At 57.2% G+C, this 18,767-nt stretch carries 19 protein-coding genes and 1 pseudogene; 5 read left to right on the forward strand and 15 right to left on the reverse strand.

Annotated elements, in window-relative coordinates:
• Window positions 1-3 precede the first annotated feature (3 nt).
• The 4 genes from AC2FIR_RS19575 to AC2FIR_RS19590 all read right to left on the reverse strand — a co-directional run bounded on the left by AC2FIR_RS19575 (window position 4) and on the right by AC2FIR_RS19590 (window position 4,247).
• Window positions 4-834 (reverse strand): carbohydrate ABC transporter permease, encoded by an 831-nt coding sequence (locus tag AC2FIR_RS19575; RefSeq protein WP_170614620.1) that lies wholly within the window; start codon window positions 832-834, stop codon window positions 4-6.
• Between the two features lie 12 nt (window positions 835-846).
• Window positions 847-1,713 (reverse strand): carbohydrate ABC transporter permease, encoded by an 867-nt coding sequence (locus AC2FIR_RS19580; protein ID WP_170375757.1) that lies wholly within the window; start codon window positions 1,711-1,713, stop codon window positions 847-849.
• A 108-nt stretch (window positions 1,714-1,821) separates the two neighbouring features.
• Complete coding sequence (locus tag AC2FIR_RS19585) at window positions 1,822-3,126, reverse strand: ABC transporter substrate-binding protein (protein ID WP_170614621.1); 1,305 nt, start codon at window positions 3,124-3,126, stop codon at window positions 1,822-1,824.
• A gap of 95 nt (window positions 3,127-3,221) precedes the next feature.
• A complete protein-coding gene (locus tag AC2FIR_RS19590) occupies window positions 3,222-4,247 on the reverse strand; it encodes a LacI family DNA-binding transcriptional regulator (protein ID WP_480489637.1) in 1,026 nt (341 codons plus the stop codon).
• A gap of 162 nt (window positions 4,248-4,409) precedes the next feature.
• Here AC2FIR_RS19590 and AC2FIR_RS19595 point away from each other — a divergent pair, with 162 nt between their 5' ends.
• Window positions 4,410-5,201: an inositol monophosphatase family protein gene (locus AC2FIR_RS19595; protein WP_496744412.1), complete on the forward strand. Its 792-nt coding sequence runs from the start codon at window positions 4,410-4,412 to the stop codon at window positions 5,199-5,201.
• Window positions 5,202-5,204: 3 nt separating this feature from the next.
• On the opposite strand, the pseudogene AC2FIR_RS19600 reads toward AC2FIR_RS19595, so the two are convergent.
• The 5 genes and pseudogenes from AC2FIR_RS19600 to AC2FIR_RS19620 all read right to left on the reverse strand — a co-directional run bounded on the left by AC2FIR_RS19600 (window position 5,205) and on the right by AC2FIR_RS19620 (window position 11,194).
• Window positions 5,205-5,771: pseudogene (locus AC2FIR_RS19600) on the reverse strand (histidine phosphatase family protein).
• On the reverse strand, window positions 5,772-6,833 hold the full coding sequence (locus AC2FIR_RS19605; protein WP_496744413.1) for an ABC transporter ATP-binding protein: 1,062 nt from the start codon (window positions 6,831-6,833) through the stop codon (window positions 5,772-5,774).
• An 11-nt stretch (window positions 6,834-6,844) separates the two neighbouring features.
• Window positions 6,845-9,058, reverse strand: coding sequence for an ABC transporter permease (locus AC2FIR_RS19610; protein ID WP_496744415.1), 2,214 nt, complete (start codon window positions 9,056-9,058; stop codon window positions 6,845-6,847).
• Window positions 9,059-10,084 (reverse strand): ABC transporter substrate-binding protein, encoded by a 1,026-nt coding sequence (locus tag AC2FIR_RS19615; RefSeq protein ID WP_170619677.1) that lies wholly within the window; start codon window positions 10,082-10,084, stop codon window positions 9,059-9,061.
• Window positions 10,085-10,765: 681 nt separating this feature from the next.
• A complete protein-coding gene (locus tag AC2FIR_RS19620) occupies window positions 10,766-11,194 on the reverse strand; it encodes a VOC family protein (RefSeq protein ID WP_170614628.1) in 429 nt (142 codons plus the stop codon).
• Between the two features lie 177 nt (window positions 11,195-11,371).
• On the opposite strand from AC2FIR_RS19620, the gene thyX reads away from it, so the two are divergent.
• Both thyX and AC2FIR_RS19630 read left to right on the forward strand, forming a co-directional pair.
• Window positions 11,372-12,283, forward strand: coding sequence for an FAD-dependent thymidylate synthase (gene thyX, locus AC2FIR_RS19625; RefSeq protein ID WP_170680383.1), 912 nt, complete (start codon window positions 11,372-11,374; stop codon window positions 12,281-12,283).
• A gap of 97 nt (window positions 12,284-12,380) precedes the next feature.
• On the forward strand, window positions 12,381-12,551 hold the full coding sequence (locus AC2FIR_RS19630; RefSeq protein ID WP_496744419.1) for a hypothetical protein: 171 nt from the start codon (window positions 12,381-12,383) through the stop codon (window positions 12,549-12,551).
• A gap of 174 nt (window positions 12,552-12,725) precedes the next feature.
• Here the strand turns inward: AC2FIR_RS19630 and AC2FIR_RS19635 are convergent, their stop codons facing one another.
• Entirely contained in the window at window positions 12,726-12,932 is a 207-nt protein-coding gene (locus AC2FIR_RS19635; protein ID WP_008758035.1) for a cold-shock protein, read from the reverse strand.
• A gap of 215 nt (window positions 12,933-13,147) precedes the next feature.
• Between AC2FIR_RS19635 and AC2FIR_RS19640 the strand changes: the two genes are divergently transcribed.
• Together AC2FIR_RS19640 and AC2FIR_RS19645 are read left to right on the forward strand one after the other, a co-directional pair.
• On the forward strand, window positions 13,148-13,465 hold the full coding sequence (locus AC2FIR_RS19640) for an ArsC/Spx/MgsR family protein (RefSeq protein ID WP_170614630.1): 318 nt from the start codon (window positions 13,148-13,150) through the stop codon (window positions 13,463-13,465).
• Window positions 13,466-13,506: 41 nt separating this feature from the next.
• Complete coding sequence (locus AC2FIR_RS19645; RefSeq protein ID WP_170806414.1) at window positions 13,507-13,875, forward strand: hypothetical protein; 369 nt, start codon at window positions 13,507-13,509, stop codon at window positions 13,873-13,875.
• Window position 13,876: 1 nt separating this feature from the next.
• Here the strand turns inward: AC2FIR_RS19645 and AC2FIR_RS19650 are convergent, their stop codons facing one another.
• From AC2FIR_RS19650 to thrS, 5 genes are all read right to left on the reverse strand, one after another.
• The gene (locus AC2FIR_RS19650) at window positions 13,877-14,395 is read right to left on the reverse strand and encodes a DoxX family protein (RefSeq protein WP_496744422.1); all 519 of its coding nucleotides are present in this window, start codon (window positions 14,393-14,395) and stop codon (window positions 13,877-13,879) included.
• On the reverse strand, window positions 14,392-15,153 hold the full coding sequence (locus tag AC2FIR_RS19655) for an HvfC/BufC family peptide modification chaperone (RefSeq protein ID WP_170806413.1): 762 nt from the start codon (window positions 15,151-15,153) through the stop codon (window positions 14,392-14,394). Before AC2FIR_RS19655 ends, AC2FIR_RS19650 begins: the two co-directional genes overlap by 4 nt.
• The gene (bufB, locus tag AC2FIR_RS19660) at window positions 15,150-16,007 is read right to left on the reverse strand and encodes an MNIO family bufferin maturase (protein ID WP_496744425.1); all 858 of its coding nucleotides are present in this window, start codon (window positions 16,005-16,007) and stop codon (window positions 15,150-15,152) included. Before bufB ends, AC2FIR_RS19655 begins: the two co-directional genes overlap by 4 nt.
• A 71-nt stretch (window positions 16,008-16,078) precedes the next feature.
• Window positions 16,079-16,381: a BufA1 family periplasmic bufferin-type metallophore gene (locus AC2FIR_RS19665; RefSeq protein ID WP_170614635.1), complete on the reverse strand. Its 303-nt coding sequence runs from the start codon at window positions 16,379-16,381 to the stop codon at window positions 16,079-16,081.
• A 221-nt stretch (window positions 16,382-16,602) separates the two neighbouring features.
• Entirely contained in the window at window positions 16,603-18,561 is a 1,959-nt protein-coding gene (gene thrS, locus AC2FIR_RS19670) for a threonine--tRNA ligase (RefSeq protein WP_496744426.1), read from the reverse strand.
• Window positions 18,562-18,767 lie beyond the last annotated feature (206 nt).

Genomic DNA, 18,767 nt, shown 5'->3' on the forward strand with positions numbered 1-18,767 from the left:
TCCTTATTTCACAGCGCCGAAGGTCAGGCCGCGGACAAGTTGTTTCTGGCTGAACCAGCCAAGGATCAGGATTGGTGCAATCGCCATGGTCGAGGCCGCGCTGAGCTTGGCAAAGAACAGGCCTTCGGGGCTGGAATAGCTGGCGATAAACGCGGTGAGCGGAGCCGCGTCGACGGCGGTCAGGTTGAGGGTCCAGAACGCCTCGTTCCAAGCCAGGATGAAGTTCAGCAGAACCGTCGAGGCGATGCCCGGGATGGCCATGGGCGTAAGGACATAGAGGATTTCCTCTTTCAGCGTCGCGCCATCCATCCGCGCGGCTTCCAGAATTTCACCCGGAATCTCGCGGAAATAGGTGTAGAGCATCCAGACGATGATCGGCAGGTTGATCAACATCAGAACCACGACCAGCCCCCCGCGCGTGTCCAGCAGACCCAACCGGATGAACAGCAGGTAGATCGGGTAAAGCACGCCAACGGCAGGCAACATCTTGGTGGACAGCATCCACAGCAGAATGTCCTTGGTGCGTTTCGAGGGGACAAATGCCATGGCCCAGGCGGCGGGCACTGCGATTATCACGCCCAGAATGGTTGATCCGCCCGCGATGATAACCGAATTCCACAGGAACCGCATGTAGTCCGAGCGCTCCTGCACGATCGCGTAGTTCTCCAGCGTCCAGTCGAAATTCAGGAACAGCGGCGGGCTGGCGATCGCCTGCGCCTCGGTCTTGAAGCTGGTCAGGATGGTCCAGAGGATCGGGAAAAAGATCAGCAAACCGACGGCCCATGCCAGGGCGGTGTTCAGCGATTTGCGGCGGGTTGTGACGGCGCGGGCCATGGTCTTACCTCCTCACGCGTCCAGGTTCTTGCCAACGATGCGCATCAGGAAGATGGCGACGATGTTGGCTAGGATGATGGCGTAGACACCTCCGGCTGATCCGAGGCCGACATTCTGGCTTTCCAAAACGCGCTGGAAGATCAGGTAGGTGAGTGTGCGGGTGCCGAACGCGCCGCCCGTGGTCACGAAGATTTCGGCGAAGATCGACAAAAGAAAGATCGTCTGGATCAGGATCACGATGGTAATCGCGCGGCTAAGGTGCGGCAGGATGATGTGATAGAACCGCTTCAGCACCGGCGCGCCGTCCATCTCGGCCGCTTCCAGTTGTTCACTGTCCAGCGACTGGATTGCGGTCAGCAGGATCAGCGTCGCAAAAGGCAGCCACTGCCACGACACGATCATGATGATCGAGGTCATCGACGCCTCGGACAGCCACGAAATTGGTTCGGCCCCGAAAAAGCGCCACAAGTGGGCAAGCAAGCCATTGACCGGATCCATGAACATGTTCTTCCAGACCAGCGCGGACACAGTGGGCATGACAAAAAACGGTGCGATCACGAGGATCCGAACGACGCCTTGTCCCCACATTGGCTGGTCCAGCAACATCGCCAATAGAATGCCCAGAATAACCGTGATCACCAGAACGCCGCCGACAATAACCAGCGTTGCTTGCACCGCGGGCCAGAACGAACTGGATGAGACGAACCGGACGTAGTTGTCGAAACCAACCCAGCCCAGATCACCGCCGCGCAGCGGCAGATACTTCTTGAAGGAAAAATACAGTGTCATCGTCAGAGGCACGAGCATCCAGCCAAGCAGCAGGACCACGGCAGGTGCCATCATCAGGCGCGCAACGGATCGGGAGTGTTGAGTAGCCATGATGCAAGACCTCTCTGTTCAGGCGTAAGCATAGCCTGCGAGAAAAACGGGAATTGTGGAAGTCAGAGTGGCGGGTGGGACATTGCCCACCCACCGGGGAGGGATGCCTCAGTATCCTGCGGCTTCCATTTCTTCAGCCGTGAAGGCCTGCGCTTTGGCAAGGGCCTCGTCCACTGTCTGCTGCCCGGCATAGACTGCCGAGAACTCCTGGCTTACCTGAGTGGCGATACCCGCAAATTCCGGGATCGCGACAAACTGGATGCCGGTATAGGGCGTCGGCTGTGCGCAGCAATTCTGCGGGTCGGCCATCAGGATCGATTCCAGCGTCATTTTTGCGAACGGGACCGCCTTGTAGTTGTCGTTCTCATAAAGCGACGTCCGCGCGCCCGGAGGCACATTGGCCCAGCCTTCATTTTCGGCCACCAGCTCGATGTAGTCTTTCGAGGTCGCCCATTCGATAAACTGTTTGGCAGCGTCTTCCTGCTGAGTGCCTGCCGGAATCGCAAGGGCCCAAGCCCAAAGCCAATTGGCGCGTTTGTCCACGCCTTCCGAATTGGGCGCCAGTGCGAAGCCCACCTTGTCGGCGACTGTGGAATCGTCGGGGTTGGTCACGAAAGAAGCGGCGACCGTTGCGTCAATCCACATGCCGCATTTGCCCTGCTGGAACAGCGACAGGTTTTCGTTGAAGCCGTTGGTGGCATAGCCAGCGGGGCCGGACTCACCCATCATATCGACAAAGAAGGTCAGGGCCTCTTTCCATTCAGGTTGATCGAACTGAGGTTTCCAGTTTTCGTCAAACCACCGCGCACCGAATGAGTTTCCGGTCACGGTGATGAAGGCGCCGCCTTCACCCCAGCCCGCTTTGCCGCGCAGGCAGATGCCGTTGATGTCGTTGTCGCGGTCGGTCATTGCCGCCGCCGCTTCGCGAATGAATTGCCAGGTCGGTGCCTCGGGCATTTCCAGACCTGCCTTTTCCATCAGGTCCGTACGATACATGATCATCGAGCTTTCGCCATAGAACGGCGCCGCATAAAGCGTCCCTTCATGGCTCAGGCCACCGGCCATCGCGGGCAGAATGTCGTCGACGTCATATTCCGCGGACATTCCGTCCAACGGCACCAGCCAACCATTCGCACCCCAGATCGGCGTCTCGTACATGCCGATGGTCATGATGTCGAACTGACCGCCTTTGGTGGTGATGTCGGTGGTCACGCGCTGACGCAGGACGTTTTCCTCGAGCGTCACCCACTCCACATCGATCCCGGTCGCTTCGGTGAATTTGTCGGTATAGCCCTGCATCCGGATCATGTCGCCATTGTTCACTGTAGCAATCGTGATGGATTGCGCGTGGGCTGCTGCCGTGGCGACGAATGTCAGCGCAGTCGCCGCACGAAGTGCGTTCTTCAGATACATCCCTGTCCTCCCTGAGCTTGGATGTCGTGCAGAGAGGTTAGAGCGTAAATTGTCGCGGCGTCAATAAAAACTTTACGCGCGTTAAAAAGTTGCGACTAAGCAGAATCCCTTAAAACAAGCCGTGCAGGGAACAGCGTCTCTGTCCTCGTTTCAAATTTCCCTCCACTTTCAATGAGTTCGAACAGCGTCTCGACGCTGCGCCCGGCAACATTGTCATAGTCATGCGCTGCTGTTGTCAGGGATGGGCACGTAAACTTTGCGAAAGGATGGTCGTCATTCGAGGCCACGCGAAGCGCGCAATCATCCTTGCGACCAACCCGAATCCCCTGTTCGTAGCAGGCCGCAAGAAAGCCGATGGCCAGCCGGTCATTGCTGCATAACACCGAGTCGCTCGGCAACATGCGCTCCTCCAGAACCTTCAGTGCACCCCTGTGGCCAATTTCTTCAAACGCCCAACCCGTGCCGTCGACCTTGATGATATGTGGCTCAAACCCGAGACGCTCCATGACCTCAACATAGGCCTTGCGTCTCTTGTTGGCGTTCGGGTTGGCAGGCGTCCGCATTTCGAAGAACGAGGGCGGTTCGCCTGTGCGCGTCAAGTATTCCACAGTTTGCGAGACAAAACTGAAATTGTCCGACCCGACGAATGCTGCGCCAAGGCCATCAAGGTTACTGTCAAACAGAACTGTCGGCACATTGGCGCAGAACTTTTCGATCGCCGAACGGTCTGAAATCCGCCCCAATGGCGCCAGCAAAACCCCGGCGGGTTTCAGGGATTGCAGCCCGTCCAGGATTTCATTTTCAAGCTTCTGTTCGCCATGAGAGCTGAACAGGGAAGGGCGATACCCGGCCGCGATACAGCTTTGTTCCAGATAACGCGCGATTTCGGCAAAGAACGGATCGGCCAGATAGGGAACGACAATGCCGATATTCTTGGTCAGCTTCCGGTTCTGGTTCACCGCAAAGATATTGGGGCGATAGTCAAACCGTTCCAGCGCTTCTTCGATGCGGGCCCGTGTCGTTGGGCGAACACTATCGGGGTCGTGAAAGTACTTGGATACCGTCGGTCGCGAAATCCCGCTGAGGGCCGCGAACTCTTCCATATTCTTTATTTTGGTCATGCTAGTCTGCCTGCGGGTATTGTCCGCCTTGATCTTATCATAGCTTTACATATTCTTTGCGCGCGCTAAAAAATCAATAGCCCGGCTGGCAACAGGTGTTGACAGCGTGCCGGCCATTGCGGGAACTTGCGCAACAGTCTTTCAACTGGAAAAGGAATGGCCATGTCTCGACTATCGGAACGCCGGGATTTTGCTGTTGCGGTTTGTAAAGAAGCTGGGGCAATCGCCAAAAAATACTTTGCGGACAGGGGCGATCTTGTCGTTGACCAAAAGGGCGCTCAGGACTGGGTCAGCGAAGCGGACAGGAACGTCGAGACATTCATCCGTCAGAGGATCGCGGAATTCTGGCCCGAGGATGGAGTGTTCGGTGAAGAGCATGGTGCGACCGAAGGGAAAAGTGGCTTCGATTGGGTAATAGACCCTATCGACGGGACAACGAATTTTGTCAACGGCATTCCGGCTTGGACCATTGTTCTGGCCGGCGTCGCTGAAGGGCGCATCATGGTCGGGGTGATCCATGAACCAAATGTCGATGAGACATTTGTGGCAACGCGCGGAGAGGGGGCAACCTTGAACGGTACGCCGATTCACGTCGCATCCGGAGTGGCGTTGCGGGATGGAACCGTAGCCGTAGGATATTCGAACCGGGTCGAAACACGCCATGTCCTGCCTGCCGTTGCAGAACTGATCGAGCGTGGGGCCATGTTCCACCGGAACGCCAGCGGGGCGCTGTCACTTGCTTATGTCGCCGCAGGAAGACTTCTGGGTTATGTGGAAGAGCACATGAACGCCTGGGATTGTCTGGCCGGGCAACTGCTGGTCGCGGAGGCTGGTGGCACAATCGAAGATCAGGACGCAGATGCAATGATCCGGGACGGAGGGCGCGTCATTGTGGGCACGCCAGATGTCTTCGAGACCTTGCTTGAGATCGCCGAGGACGCGTGGAACTCTTGACTTCTAGGTAAAGGCGACCCACCCGGACTGAGGTTTGAGTGACAAAAGATCTGCCTGCCAGAAATGACCCTGTGAAGGCTGATCGTAACGGCGGTCAATTGAACGGCCAGAAAGCGCGCACCATAATAGTGTTCCGACCGCCCCATGAGTGACTATGGCCAGGTCTTTACCCCGGTGCATTCCTACAATCTCGGTCACCGTCCGATGAATGCGCGCCTGCGCTTAGACCGCTGTTTCCCAACCGCGATAGCTGGTTTCCGGTCGGGCAAAAAATGCGTCAGCGGCGGCTTCGAACTCCTCCTTGGGTAGGAATCCGGTTGCACTGCGGTCGTTTTCGCCAAGGCCCGCGTGTTGTTTCGGGCGCAGGTTTCGAGCGGCGGCAAGGATCTCGCCCGTTTCGCGGGCCTTCTGCTCGTTGCTGGTCCAAATCCGGGTGACATTCGCCAGAGCGCCATTCACAGCGAATGCTGTAGCACGATCACGGCCGACTGCATTCAGACCCCAATCCGTGATCGGGATGCCCGGATCGATAGAAACCTCGGGATGTGTGATGATCAGAAGTTTCGGCATCTAATCGGGCAATAGCACTGGCCCCTTATCGGCAAAACTCATCCTGACCTCAGCGCCCGGCTCAAGTGGTGCGTCGACGTCATCGTGAACAGCAAAGGCCTGACCGAAAGTGCCAGTCAGCGTGTATTCCATCCGGACGCCGACATATGTCGCCTTGGCCACGGTAGCGGGAATTCCCTGATCAGAGCCGATCACCAGACGCGAGGGTCGGACGGCGATGGTGGCGCCACCCGGCGTCAAACCACGGCGCGGCAGCGTATGACGATAGCCTTCGATTTCGATTGTGGCGGTGTCACCTTCCGTGCCAACGATCTGGCAATCAAGCAGGTTTGCCTCGCCTATGAAGTCTGCGACGAAACGGTCGTTCGGCGCATCATATAGCTCGCGCGGGGTGCCCATCTGAGCGATGGCCGCGTTACGCATCACGACGATCTCATCCGAAACCGCCAGAGCCTCTTCCTGATCGTGCGTGACGTAGACGACAGTCAGGCCAAGGTCTTGCTGGATGGCCCGGATGTCCTCACGCACCTGACGACGAAGCTTGGCGTCGAGATTGGACAGCGGCTCATCAAACAGCAGCACCTGAGGCTCAAGAACCAGCGCCCGGGCGACGGCGACACGCTGTTGCTGACCGCCGGACAGTTCGGACGGAAGACGACTGTCGAACCCTTTGAGGCCAACCAGTTCCAGGCCGTTCAGGGCGCGACTTCGAGCTTCGTCCTTCGCGAAGCCGGAAAACGTCAGGCCGTACATCACGTTCTCCAACACACTCATGTGCGGAAAAAGCGCGTAGGATTGGAATACCATCGACACGTCGCGGTCGGTCGCAGGCAGTCTGGTCACGTCCCGGTCACCGATCAGAATCGTGCCCGAGCTTGCCATTTCCAACCCTGCGATCATGCGCAAGGTCGTGGTTTTCCCGCACCCGGAAGGACCCAGCAGCGTAACCAGCTTGCCAGCCTCGACATGCAGATTGATGTTGTCAACGGCGACCACATCCTTGCCGAACATTTTTGTAACGGATTCGAACCGAACCGGCGCGGCTTTGGACTGCAGGCTCATGTCATTCTCTCCTAAACATTAGTGCGCGACTGGGTCATTCGCCGTCCGATCTGTGTCCGCCCGACAATCAACTGCATCAGCGCAACAACCGACAGCATCACGAAAATCAGTGTGGTCGAATAGGCGATGGCAAGACCATAGTCGTTGTTTTCGACCCGCCCGATAATATAGCTGGTTGCCATGTCATATTCCGCGCTGACCAGAAAGATAACGGCAGAAATCGCCGTCATGGCCCGCACAAAACTGTAGACCAGCGCGGCCAGTATCGCGGGGCGCAGCAACGGCAGAATGATACGCCGGAACGTTTGCCACGAGTTTGCCCCAAGCGTCAGCGAGGATTCGTCCAGGCTGCGGTCAAGCTGCGACATGCTGGCAATGCCCGCGCGAACGCCGACCGGCATGTTGCGGAAGATGAAGCTGACAATGAGGATGACGCCCGTGCCTGTGATTTCGATAGGAGGGACGTTAAACGCAAGGATGTAGCTGACACCGATCACCGTTCCGGGGATCGCGAACGACAGCATGGTTCCGAACTCAAAAGCGTTCTTGCCCGCAAAGCTTTGCCGGGTCAGCAGATATGCCGTTACCAATCCTACGGCTGCAGTCAGCGGCGCGGCAATGGCAGCGATTGTAATGGTGGTCCAGAAGCTGTCCCAAGCTGCACCGGTCCAGCGAATGCCTTCTTCTTCGAAACGCACAGAAAAGGCGGTCACATAGTGCTTAAGGGTCAATGAATTGTTGACGCCCCACAACTCGACCACGCTGCCGTATACGATCATTGCATAAACGATGACGGTGAACAGCGCCCAGCCAAGCGCGACTACCAACACCGGGACTGACAGGCCGGTCGGCATCAGTGGGTGCACGCCTGCGTCACCTTTTCCGGTCACAGTGGTATAGCTTTTCTTGCCCAGCCAGACCCGCTGCGCGTAGAAGGCTGACAAGGTGAAAAACAGAAGCACCATGGCCAGAACGGCAGCGCGACCCTGATCGTATTGAGCGCCTACGATTGCGAAGAAGATCTCGGTTGACAGAACGTCGAAGTTTCCGCCCAGCACCAGCGGGTTTCCGAAATCGGCCATGCTTTCGATGAAACCTAGAAGAAAGGCATTGGCAAGACCCGGGCGCATCAGGGGCAGGGAGACCGTCTTGAACGTCTGCCATCTGCTGGCGCGGAGCGTTTGGGCTGCTTCCTCCATCGAAGGAGAGACGCCTTCCACCACGCCGATCAGAACGAGAAACGCAATGGGCGTGAACGCCAGCGTCTGCGCGATCAGAATGCCGGGCATTCCGTACAGCCACCGTGTTGGTTGCGTGCCCAACAGATCGGCAATGAAGCGGGTAACGGACCCGGACAGGCCAAACAGTAGGATGAGGGCAAGGCCGATCACAAAGGGCGGCGTGATGATCGGCAGAACGGTCAAGGCCCGCAAAGCGCGCTTGTAGCGAAAGCCCGAGCGCGTCACGACCAAAGCGAAACACAGGCCCAGGATCGTAGTGACAAAGCCGACCACGATGGCAAGGAACAGGGAATTCCAGGCTGCGCCGCACTTGGCCCCATAAAAACAACCCAATCCCCAAAGCCGGTCATCGAAGAACTTCGAAAAGAATACCGCAATTGAATAGGCGCCATCTTCGGTGACGAAGGCGGCAAACAACATCTTTGCGATAGGGAAAAAGACAAAGGCGGTGACGATGGTGATCACGCCTCCGATTGCGCTGACGACGAAGACATCGCCGTTGATGGCGCCTCTTGCCGCGGTGCCCTGGGTCAGCAGGAACAAAAAGCTCGATGCGCATATCATCGCGCCATAGCCCATGCCGAACTGGCGATCGCCGAGTTCACCAAAAAACGCTTCCATCCAATCGAAGTTGAAACCTCTGATGCCGATACTGAACCCCTGAGCAATCAGCCAGCCGAAGCCGAGTGCGCCGGACAGGATCAGAATGCGAGCATAAAGCGGGTCGGATTTGACGCGCCCCAGTGCAAGCAAAGGCAGCAAAAGGGCAATCACAAGCGGTGCAAGCCAAAGCTTCTCGCCTTGTCCGATCAGAAATGCTGCGGGTGCATAATTTTCGTCGAACGGGTAGCCGTCAAAAAGCCATTCGAACGACCACAGGCCGCCGTCAACCATGTACCAGGGCAACAGGCAGAATCCGACCCAACCGACAATGATCCAAAAGATCAGAACCGGATGGGTCGTTTTTGTCTTCTTGTCAGTCATTTATTGTGGCAGAACTGAAACCTCTTCATCCCATTTCTGCAACAACCGCTTCCGTTCGTCTGACGAGCCATACTTTTTGAAATCATAGTCGATCAGCTTGATCTGGCTCATGTCAGGCGCGCTTTCCGAGGTTTCGGCGCTTTTGTTCGATGGAACCTGGAACGCGTTGACCTGAAGGGCAAGGTTCTGAGCTTCGGGCGACAGCGCCCAATCATAGAACTTCTTCGCCTCTTCCACGTTGCGGGCACCTTCGATGATCGACATCGAGCCAATTTCGTAACCGGTACCCTCGCAAGGCGCCACGACCTTGATCGGGAAACCTGAAACGGCCTGTTTCACGGCGTCATGCATAAAGACGATACCGATGGTGTTTTCACCGCGCCCCGCGGCCTTGATCGGGGCCGAGCCTGACTTGGTGTACTGGTTGATGTTCGAATGCAGGCCCTTCATGAACTCAAAGCCTTCATCTTCGCCGAAGATCTGTACCATCGAGGCCAGCGTCGTATAGGCCGTGCCCGATGAGTTTGGGTTCGCCATCTGAACATGGCCCTTGTACTCGGGCTTCAGAAGGTCTTTCCAACAGGCAGGTTCGGGCAGGTTGTTCGCCGCGACAAGATCTGCGTTGTAACCATAACCAAGCGCACCCGAATAGATACCGATCGTCCGGTTGCCGGCGCTTTCAGCCTGGGAAATCGCCCAGTCGTGCAGTTGGTCGCGCATTGGTGAAACGTATTCCATCGTCAGGCCTTCTTCGGCCGCCTGCAGATGCGGGTCGCCCGTGCCACCCCACCACACGTCGCCTTTAGGGTTCGAGCTTTCGGCGCGAATTTGCGCAAAGGTTTCACCCGACGATTTCCGGGTCATGTTCACATCGATGCCTGTCGCATCTTCGAAGCTGCGTGCCATGAGTTGACACCAATCTTCCTGGGCCGAGCAATAGAAGGTCAGCTTGTCTGCCTGCGCCGCCGACATGGAGGCAGCTAGGGCAATCAGCGACCCGACGGCCGTGGATGTCAATTTCTTCATTATACGTTCCTCCCTTTGAGAATAATTTGTCCGGGTTTCCCGGTTCTTTTTAAGCTCTTCCTCATGCGGTGTTTCGAAGACCCTGAAGCGCCAATTCGTACTCAATGACAACCTGCGCTGGATTTCTGGTGGCGCCAGTTGCCAGGCGGTTTCGTGAGCGGGGTCAATCGTTGAATAATGTGTCTTGCTTCCAGATCTCCGTGCAGCCTTCTGAATTCTCACAATGAAATGTGCGTTGTGCAACAAAAAAGGTCTGCCCAGAAGAACTTGGCCCGGATCGGGCAAGGTCTGGTTTCGGTACAAGAGCGATCAATTGGATGGCTTTGGGCTGCATCCGGTCAAGCAGATTGGGCAGTTGGGTGATAAGGTAACGATTTCGAAAGACATTTGGTTTGGCTGTTCCAAGCTATGTCACTTCATTCGAAAGGGTGGCGCGATGGTTATTGGCCTCGACCATCGCGCCCGTTGTTACAAGGAACCGGTAATGCGGAAGTCTTGAAGTAGCTGGAAACTGAGCCAGCGTTTCAGCTACGTCGGAGGCGAGATTTCAGATCTGTGGGAGCGCATGAGGCGGACCGCGCGAATGAGCCTGATGCCCCTGTCCTGCGGTTGGCAGATTAACCAGCGTCACACTGAGTGGGGCGGGCCGCTAAGGCCGGCCCCCGATTGAGCATCTGTCGATCACCAGTGGCCGGTGCTTTCCATGCTTGCCCAGGGTTCGGCCGGCTCAAGGGCATTGCCGTTTTGCAGCAATTCAACCGAGATGTTGTCAGGCGAGCGGACAAAGGCCATGCGTCCGTCGCGGGGCGGGCGGTTGATGATTACTCCGTTGTCCTGCAGGTGCTGGCACGTCTCATAGATGTTGTCGACGCCGTAGGCCAGATGCCCGAAATGGCGGCTGTCGCTGGGCAGTGCATCATCGCCATCCCAATTATACGTCAGCTCGATCGGTGCATCTTCCTGACCCGGTGGTGCCAGAAATATCAGGGTAAAACGCCCTGCTTCGCTTTCATAACGTCGCGTTTCCTTCAGTCCCAGCAGCTCGTAGAAAGCCAGTGATTTTTCCAGATCTTTCACGCGGACCATGGTGTGAAGATAAGTCAGCCCCATCGTGCCATCCTTTTTTTTGCAGGTGATGCGCTGCAGCTTAGCGCGCCAAGGCAAGGTGTCGAGGGGCAGAGGGCAAACAATTGTGCGTTTGCGCAATTGGGCGCACATATCGCGGTTCCTGTGCCTGATCTACCGATATATAGTGGGCGGCGACTCATTGCTGGAAAGGACCATTTCATGCCGCTGTCTTCTGACCAACTGGCCGAGATCGAAGCGCAACGCGCGCAATCGCATCCCACACGCCGCGTCGTCGCAGCGGGAATGGAGGAGCATCTGTATACGGCCCATCAGGTGCTGGATCATGGATTTGTCCGCGTCATCGACTATATGGGCGATGATGCCGCGATTTGTCAGGCCGCGCGTGTGTCTTATGGCAAAGGCACCAAATCGGTGCAGAATGACGAGGGGCTGATCCGCTATCTGATGCGGCACTGGCATTCGACCCCGTTCGAGATGTGCGAGATCAAGCTGCACGTAAAACTTCCGGTCTTTGTGGCCCGCCAGTGGATTCGTCATCGTACGGCCAATGTGAACGAATACTCGGCGCGGTACTCCATTCTGGATCGCGAATTCTATATCCCGGCCCCCGACCATGTGGCGGCCCAGTCCGAGGTGAACAACCAGGGGAGGGGCTCAGCCCTGGAGGGCGAAGAAGCGGCGCGTGTATTGGAAATTCTCAAAGCCGACAGCACGCGGTGCTATGACAATTACGAAGCCATGATCAGCCAGGAAGGGCAGCAGGGGCTGGCGCGTGAACTTGCGCGGATGAACCTACCTGCCAATGTTTACACGCAATGGTATTGGAAGGTGGATCTACACAACCTGTTCCACTTCCTGCGGCTGCGCGCCGACCCGCATGCCCAGTACGAGATTCGGGTTTATGCCGACACAATGTGCAAAATCGTGGCGGACTGGGTTCCCTTTGCCTACAGGGCCTTCGAAGACTACCGCCTGGGTGCCGTGAATCTATCCGCGCAGATGGTCGACAGCTTGCGCAGAATGCTGGCGGGTGAGGCCGTTACGCAGGAAAACTCTGGCATGACAGCGCGTGAATGGCGCGAATTCGAGGACGTGATCCGGCAGGGATGATGCAAGTCTCCGAACCGTCGGTTGTCCTTAAATCGTGCCATGCGGCTGTCACGCTGGCCGCATGTTATGTGCAGTGTGCTTTTTTGGGATCTGCCTGATGCGGGCCAATCCCGCACCTGCAAAAACTCGGATCGCCGAGGTGAATTGCGAGCCCACATCAAGAATGCACTCGAAACCCGAGCGTCAGTGCGGTGCAAGCCGTGCAGCCTCTGGGGTGCAGGCGCCCGAGTTGATCATGGAAGTCTGGGTCAGCAAATCGGGTGACTGAACCATGGTTGTTACTCATTCCAGCGGCACGTCCTGTATCGTTGCGATGGGACAAGACGAGCACACTCATGCCGGAGCGAAATCGGCGCGAGGGTAAGGATTGGGACCTTTTGAAACGGTCGGCGGCCTGAAATTGGCCGCCGACCTTATTGATCTTCCCACACTTGGCGGGGGGTTAAAGAGGCTTCAAATCAGCTGCCATCTGGCGGCCGTCACGTCCGTCTTGTAACTCGTACGAGACCTTCTGATTGTCAGCAAGCCCGGTCAGACCGGATCGTTCTACGGCCGAGATGTGAACAAAAACGTCCTTGCCGCCCTCATCGGGAGCAATAAATCCATAGCCTTTGGTCGTATTGAACCATTTCACGGTGCCAGTTGGCATTTCCCGTGTCTCCTTCTACTTTCACGTTGTCCCACAAATTGGTGGGGGCAGTGGTTGACGTAACCGCAACACATCACTGTTTCGCCCAAACGATACGGCCCGAATTGCGTGTTTCGTCTTTTTCAACATTGCACGGTGAAGTAAAAAATCAAGAATTACCGAAGAAAACCGGTGATTTTGCCTAAATCCCAAGCAGAAACAGGAACAGAAGTAAGATGCGCCTTTATGGTTTGAAGACTTGCGATACGTGCCGTAAGGCGTTGAAATCAATGCCAGATGCAGAGTTTGTGGATGTCCGGACCCAAGGTGTCCCGGCCTCGGTGCTGTCTCAGGCACTAGAGCAATTCGGCGATGCCTTGCTGAACACCCGTTCGACAACGTGGCGGGGATTGGACCAAGAACAGCGGTCACGCCCTGCGCAGGAGCTTCTCGCCGATTACCCGACGTTGATGAAACGCCCGTTGATCGAATCCGGGGGAGCTTTGTTGCTGGGCTGGACGCCGGAAACACGTACGGCACTTGGAGTTGCGTGATCGGATGACTATCTGCTCAAGCGCAGACAGAAGGGAAGATTATGCGTAACGCTGCAATGATCTTGGGTGTTATCGCCGGGCTTATCGGAATGGTCGTGGGCTTTTTCGGCTATGGTTATGTCGAACTGGTCAACCGGTTTGGCGAGATCGAAGGCGTTGCCGAGCAGGTCGAAAACGCCACTTTGGTGCAGACCACTTCGATCCTTGCGCCGTTGCTCGCCATAGCGGGCGGAGCCATGGCCCATGCCCGTGCCTTGATCGCCGGCGTCTTGCTGCTGCTGTCGGCCGTCGGCATGTACTATGCCTTTGGTTTCAATGCGTTTACGATGTTCCCGGTCGCTTTTGCAGCAGTTGCCGGCCTGCTTGGGCTGGCTGCGGGAAAGCCGGACCAGCCCAAGGCTCATTTCTAGTTCACTTCAGTCGCAATAGCCGGTCCAGCGATATTGGACCTCCGCCGTTGATGACAATGACCAGAAACATGAAGGTCCACATCACACGCTGATCCATCAGCGAGATGGCGTTGTCGAACAGGCTGCCCAATGGAACGTTATGGCCTGTTACGTCGGTCAGGGTTTGCACCCAGACAAACCCGATCATGCCAAGTGCGGCCAGGCGTGTGAACAGCCCGACCAGCAACAATGCCGGCAGAACGAACTCGGCGACGGTTCCAAAGAAGATCACGATACGCTGGAAAAAGGTCATCTGGCTGACATCATACAGAACGGCTTCGGCCGCCTTGGGGAAAATCTGGCCAAAGGCACCTGCGGATGGCGAAAAGATCGAGCCATCGATCTTCAGCATCGCCGAGTTCCAGTAATAAACCAGAAGGACGGCGACAAACACCAGTCGTGCCAGCGTCGGTGTCAGCCAATTGGATGCCAGGTCCACCTTTTCCATCGTGTTGTTGTAGGTTGAGATCAGAGCAGTCATGTCTCCAGCCTTTCAATAGTCACAGAGGTTATTGCGCCGCCCTGCAATAGGATGGCCAGTGTGGTTCCAAGATCGAACTCGGGCCAGGTTTCAGCCGTTTTTTCATACGCTTCACCGATTGTGTCGCCTGTTTGCAGATGGCTGATCCACTTGGCGCCGCCCACGGGCAAAAGATGCGGAATCGGGTCATATTCGGGACGCGTAATCAGAACGTCTTGCGGGCCGGGTTCGGGTTTTGGGGCATTGTCTTCAGTATTGAATCGCCAGATCGCGTGTACCGGCCAGTCCGATTGCATGATCTGCATCGCAGGAGCAAAGCTCAGCCGCGATCGCATAATGTCTTCGGGTGACAAGTTCAGGGCGTCGGCTGGCGCAGGTGTGCAGTCGGCGGCGTGGTATGATCGGCGCAGAGCCAGTTCCAGGCGCGCCATGTCCGGCAGATATCCCAGATGCGCAAGTTGCGGCAGATCAGCCAGAAAACCGGGGAATGCTTCGCCATAGAACATCATCAACGGGGAAGACGGGGGGTGCTGTCTCAAGAACATCCCGGCAAGACCGTCCATGTTCTGTGCGCCCAGCAACTTGGCGATGACAGGAAAAGCCTGATGTAACGCTTCGGTCAACGAGACGGCGACATTATTGCGATAGACGCTGAACCTGCGCCCGGCGGGCTGGTCCGCCGCGTCAAGCAACCCGTCGGGAACCGAAACAGACGCATCCAGCAACGCGGAATGGAAGACCGACTGAGAAACGCTCATGCTGGAACCCGGTCCAGCGCTGACTGCGCGCGTTCGGCTTCGGCGCGCAAAACGGGCCATTCGGGGACGTCGGTATCCCATTCTATCAGAACGGGTTTCGGGCCCGAACGCTCCAGAACATAATCCAGCAGTACCCAGACCGGATCGACCACTTCGCGCCCATGGCTGTCGATCAACAGCGGGTGCCCGTGATCGTCTTCATCCTCATCATGTCCGCCTAGATGGATCTCGCCGACCTTGTTCAGCGGATAGGCATCGATATAGCCCTGAGGCGAGAAATCCAGGTTTGTGGCAGATACAAATACGTTGTTCACATCCAGCAGCAGGCCACAGCCTGTGCGACGCGAAATTTCGCGCAGGAAATCGGGTTCGGACCATGTGCTTTCTTCGAACGCGAGGTAGCTGGACGGGTTCTCGAGCAGCATCTGGCGGCCAACGGTTTCCTGCACCTGATCGATGTGGTCGCAAACGCGATCCAGCGTCGCATCAGTATAGGGCAGGGGCAGCAGGTCGTTCAGAAAGTGACTGTCATGCGTGGACCAGGCCAGATGTTCGGAAAAGCTGGCGGGGTTCAGCCAGCCGATCAGATGTTTAAGGCGGGCCAGATGATCCGGGTCCAGCGGCGTTTCGCCACCGATGGATAGGCCAACGCCATGAACGGAAATGGGAAATTGTTCGGACAGGTGACGCAACTGCGCCAGCGGGCGACCGCCGTCGCCCATATAATTCTCGGCATGGATTTCCAGCCACGCCACCGGTTTCGCGTGTTCAAGGATTTGCGCAAAATGTTGCGGTTTGTAGCCAACACCGGGTGCTGCAGGCAACCGGTTTGATCTGAGTGCATCATCCAGCATGAGCATTTTTCCTGATCACGACGAAAAGGGCGGGCGACATTGCCCGCCCCGGTAATCTCGTGTGGCTGGCCTTATGCCGGCAGATCACGCTCGAGCGGTTCCAGCGAACCTTTGCGGGCCGCGCCATCAGCGGCTTTGGGCAGCTCAATATCGGCGCAGGTGCCTGCGTCAACCAAGGTCCATGCGTTACCCTGATAATCTACGGTAGAAGTGCCCGCGCAGGTGGTGCCGGGTCCTGCGGCGCAGTCATTCTGACCGGCCAGCGAAACGCCATAGCATTTCTCTTTCGCTTGCGCTGTTGCGGTGGTTGCGGCACCAGAAACAGCGGCTGCGACTGCGCTTGCGATGACAAGGGTTTTTGCGGTGTTCGACATCTCGTTAATCCTTTTAGTGACTGCGTATGTCTGTGTTCGACAATGACAAAGGTAGTGGCTTGAAGCTCATAGTTGAATTCACGAGCCCGTGTCTCACAACCCCGTCAAAGAGCGTCATGCCCCCTTGCAGGTTAACAAATTGTTTTTGAAATGAAAATTAGATTTTGTTTCAATCCGGCCCCGGATGTGGGGCCGGATTCAGAGCGAATTGCCGCCGAATGTTACAGCAGGTCGGGCGCGGTTGCGGCCTGCGCCAGCTCTTTTGTTACAGCATCAAGTGACTGTACCTGCGTTTGTTTTTCACCCAGGCGCCGGACGCTGACAGTACGCTCATCAACTTCCCGGTGTCCGACGGCCAAAATGACCGGCACCTTGCCGACCGAATGCTCGCGGACCTTGTAGTTGATCTTTTCATTGCGGATGTCGGCTTCGGCGCGGACACCGGCGGCTTTCAGCGTTTCGACAACTTCCAGGACATAATCGTCCGCATCGGAAGTGATCGAGGCCACGACGACCTGACGTGGTGCCAGCCAGAACGGCAGCTTGCCCGCATGTTCCTCAATCAGGATGCCGATGAAACGTTCGAACGATCCGAGGCAGGCACGGTGCAGCATGACCGGCGTGTGCCGTTCCCCGTCCGCCGCAATATAGGTCGCGCCCAGACGTTCCGGGATGATGAAGTCCACCTGCAGGGTGCCGCACTGCCAGTCGCGCCCGATGGCGTCCGTCAGAACGAACTCCAGCTTCGGTCCATAGAACGCGCCTTCGCCCGGGTTCAGGTCATAGGCACAACCTGCGGCATCGCAGGCGGCTTTCAGCAACTCGTCGGCCTTGTCCCATTGTTCATCCGTGCCCGCACGCACCTCGGGGCGATCCGAGAACTTGACCTTTAAATTCTCGAACCCGAGATCCCTGTAGACATTCGACAGGAAGTCGAGGAACCGCTTGGTCTCGTCCGCGATCATCTCTTCGGTGCAGAAGATATGCGCGTCATCCTGGGTGAAGCCGCGTACCCGCATGATGCCATGCAGCGCGCCCGACGGTTCGTACCGGTTGCACGATCCGAATTCGGCCATGCGCAGCGGCAGGTCGCGATAGGATTTCAGTCCCTGTTTGAAGATCTCCACGTGGCAGGGGCAGTTCATCGGCTTGAGCGCGTTGATCGCCTTGTCGCGCGCGTGCTCCTCGTCCACTTCGACGATGAACATGTTTTCCTGATATTTGTCCCAGTGGCCGGAGGCTTCCCAAAGCTTGCGGTCCACAACCTGCGGCGTGTTCACCTCGACATAGCCGCCGCGTTTCTGCTGACGGCGCATGTAGTCCTGCAACTGGGTATAGATGGTCCAGCCATTCGGGTGCCAGAAGATCTGGCCCGGTGCTTCGGGTTGCAGATGGAAAAGGTCCATCTCCTTGCCCAGCTTGCGGTGGTCCCGCTTGGCGGCTTCTTCCAGCATATGCAGGTGGGCCTTGAGCTTTTCCTTGCCGGTGAAGGCCACGCCATAAATGCGCTGCAACATCGCGCGGCTGCTGTCGCCCCGCCAATAGGCGCCCGCGATGGACATCAGCTTGAACGCGTCGCCCGGAACCTGTCCGGTGTGCTGCAGATGCGGGCCACGGCACAGGTCCTGCCAGTCGCCGTGCCAGTACATGCGCAGCGGTTCGTCGCCCGGAATGGCGTCGATCAGTTCGACCTTATAGGGCTCGTCATTGGCGGTGTAGAAATCGATCGCACGCTGACGATCCCAGACCTCGGTGGTCACAGGGTCGCGCTTGTTGATGATTTCCTTCATCTTTTTCTCGATCAGGCCAAGGTCTTCGGGCGTGAAAGGTTCCGCCCGGTCAAAGTCGTAGTACCAGCCATTTTCAATGACAGGGCCGATGGTGACTTTGGTGTCGGGCCAGATTTCCTGCACGGCGCGGGCCATGATATGCGCCAGATCGTGACGGATCAGTTCATTGGCCTGAATCTCGTCCTTCATGGTGTGGATGGCGATGTCGGCATCCGCTTCGATGGGCCATTGCAGGTCCCAGTGCTGGCCGTTCACAGTGGCCGAGATGGCCTTTTTTGCCAGTGAGGTTGAGATATCGGCAGCCACCTGCGCGGGCGTTACGCCTGCGTCATAAGAACGTGCATTGCCATCGGGGAAGGTGAGTGAGACGGATTGGGAATCCAGGGCCATGATCTGGCTCTCCTCGTCGGTTTGGCGCCCACTGAACGCCCGGTTGCGGGTTATGCGTGTGCGGTTGCTTTGGCAGGTGCAAGGCAGAGTGTCAAGCACCGCGCAGGCGAGGGGCCAGCCCCTCGCGCTCCCCGGAGTATTTTCAAAAAGATGAAATGGTCAGGGAATTGCGCTTGGGCGAGCGGCGTGCATGATGCTGACAAGGA

Source organism: Ruegeria sp. CDSB136 (assembly GCF_059610965.1).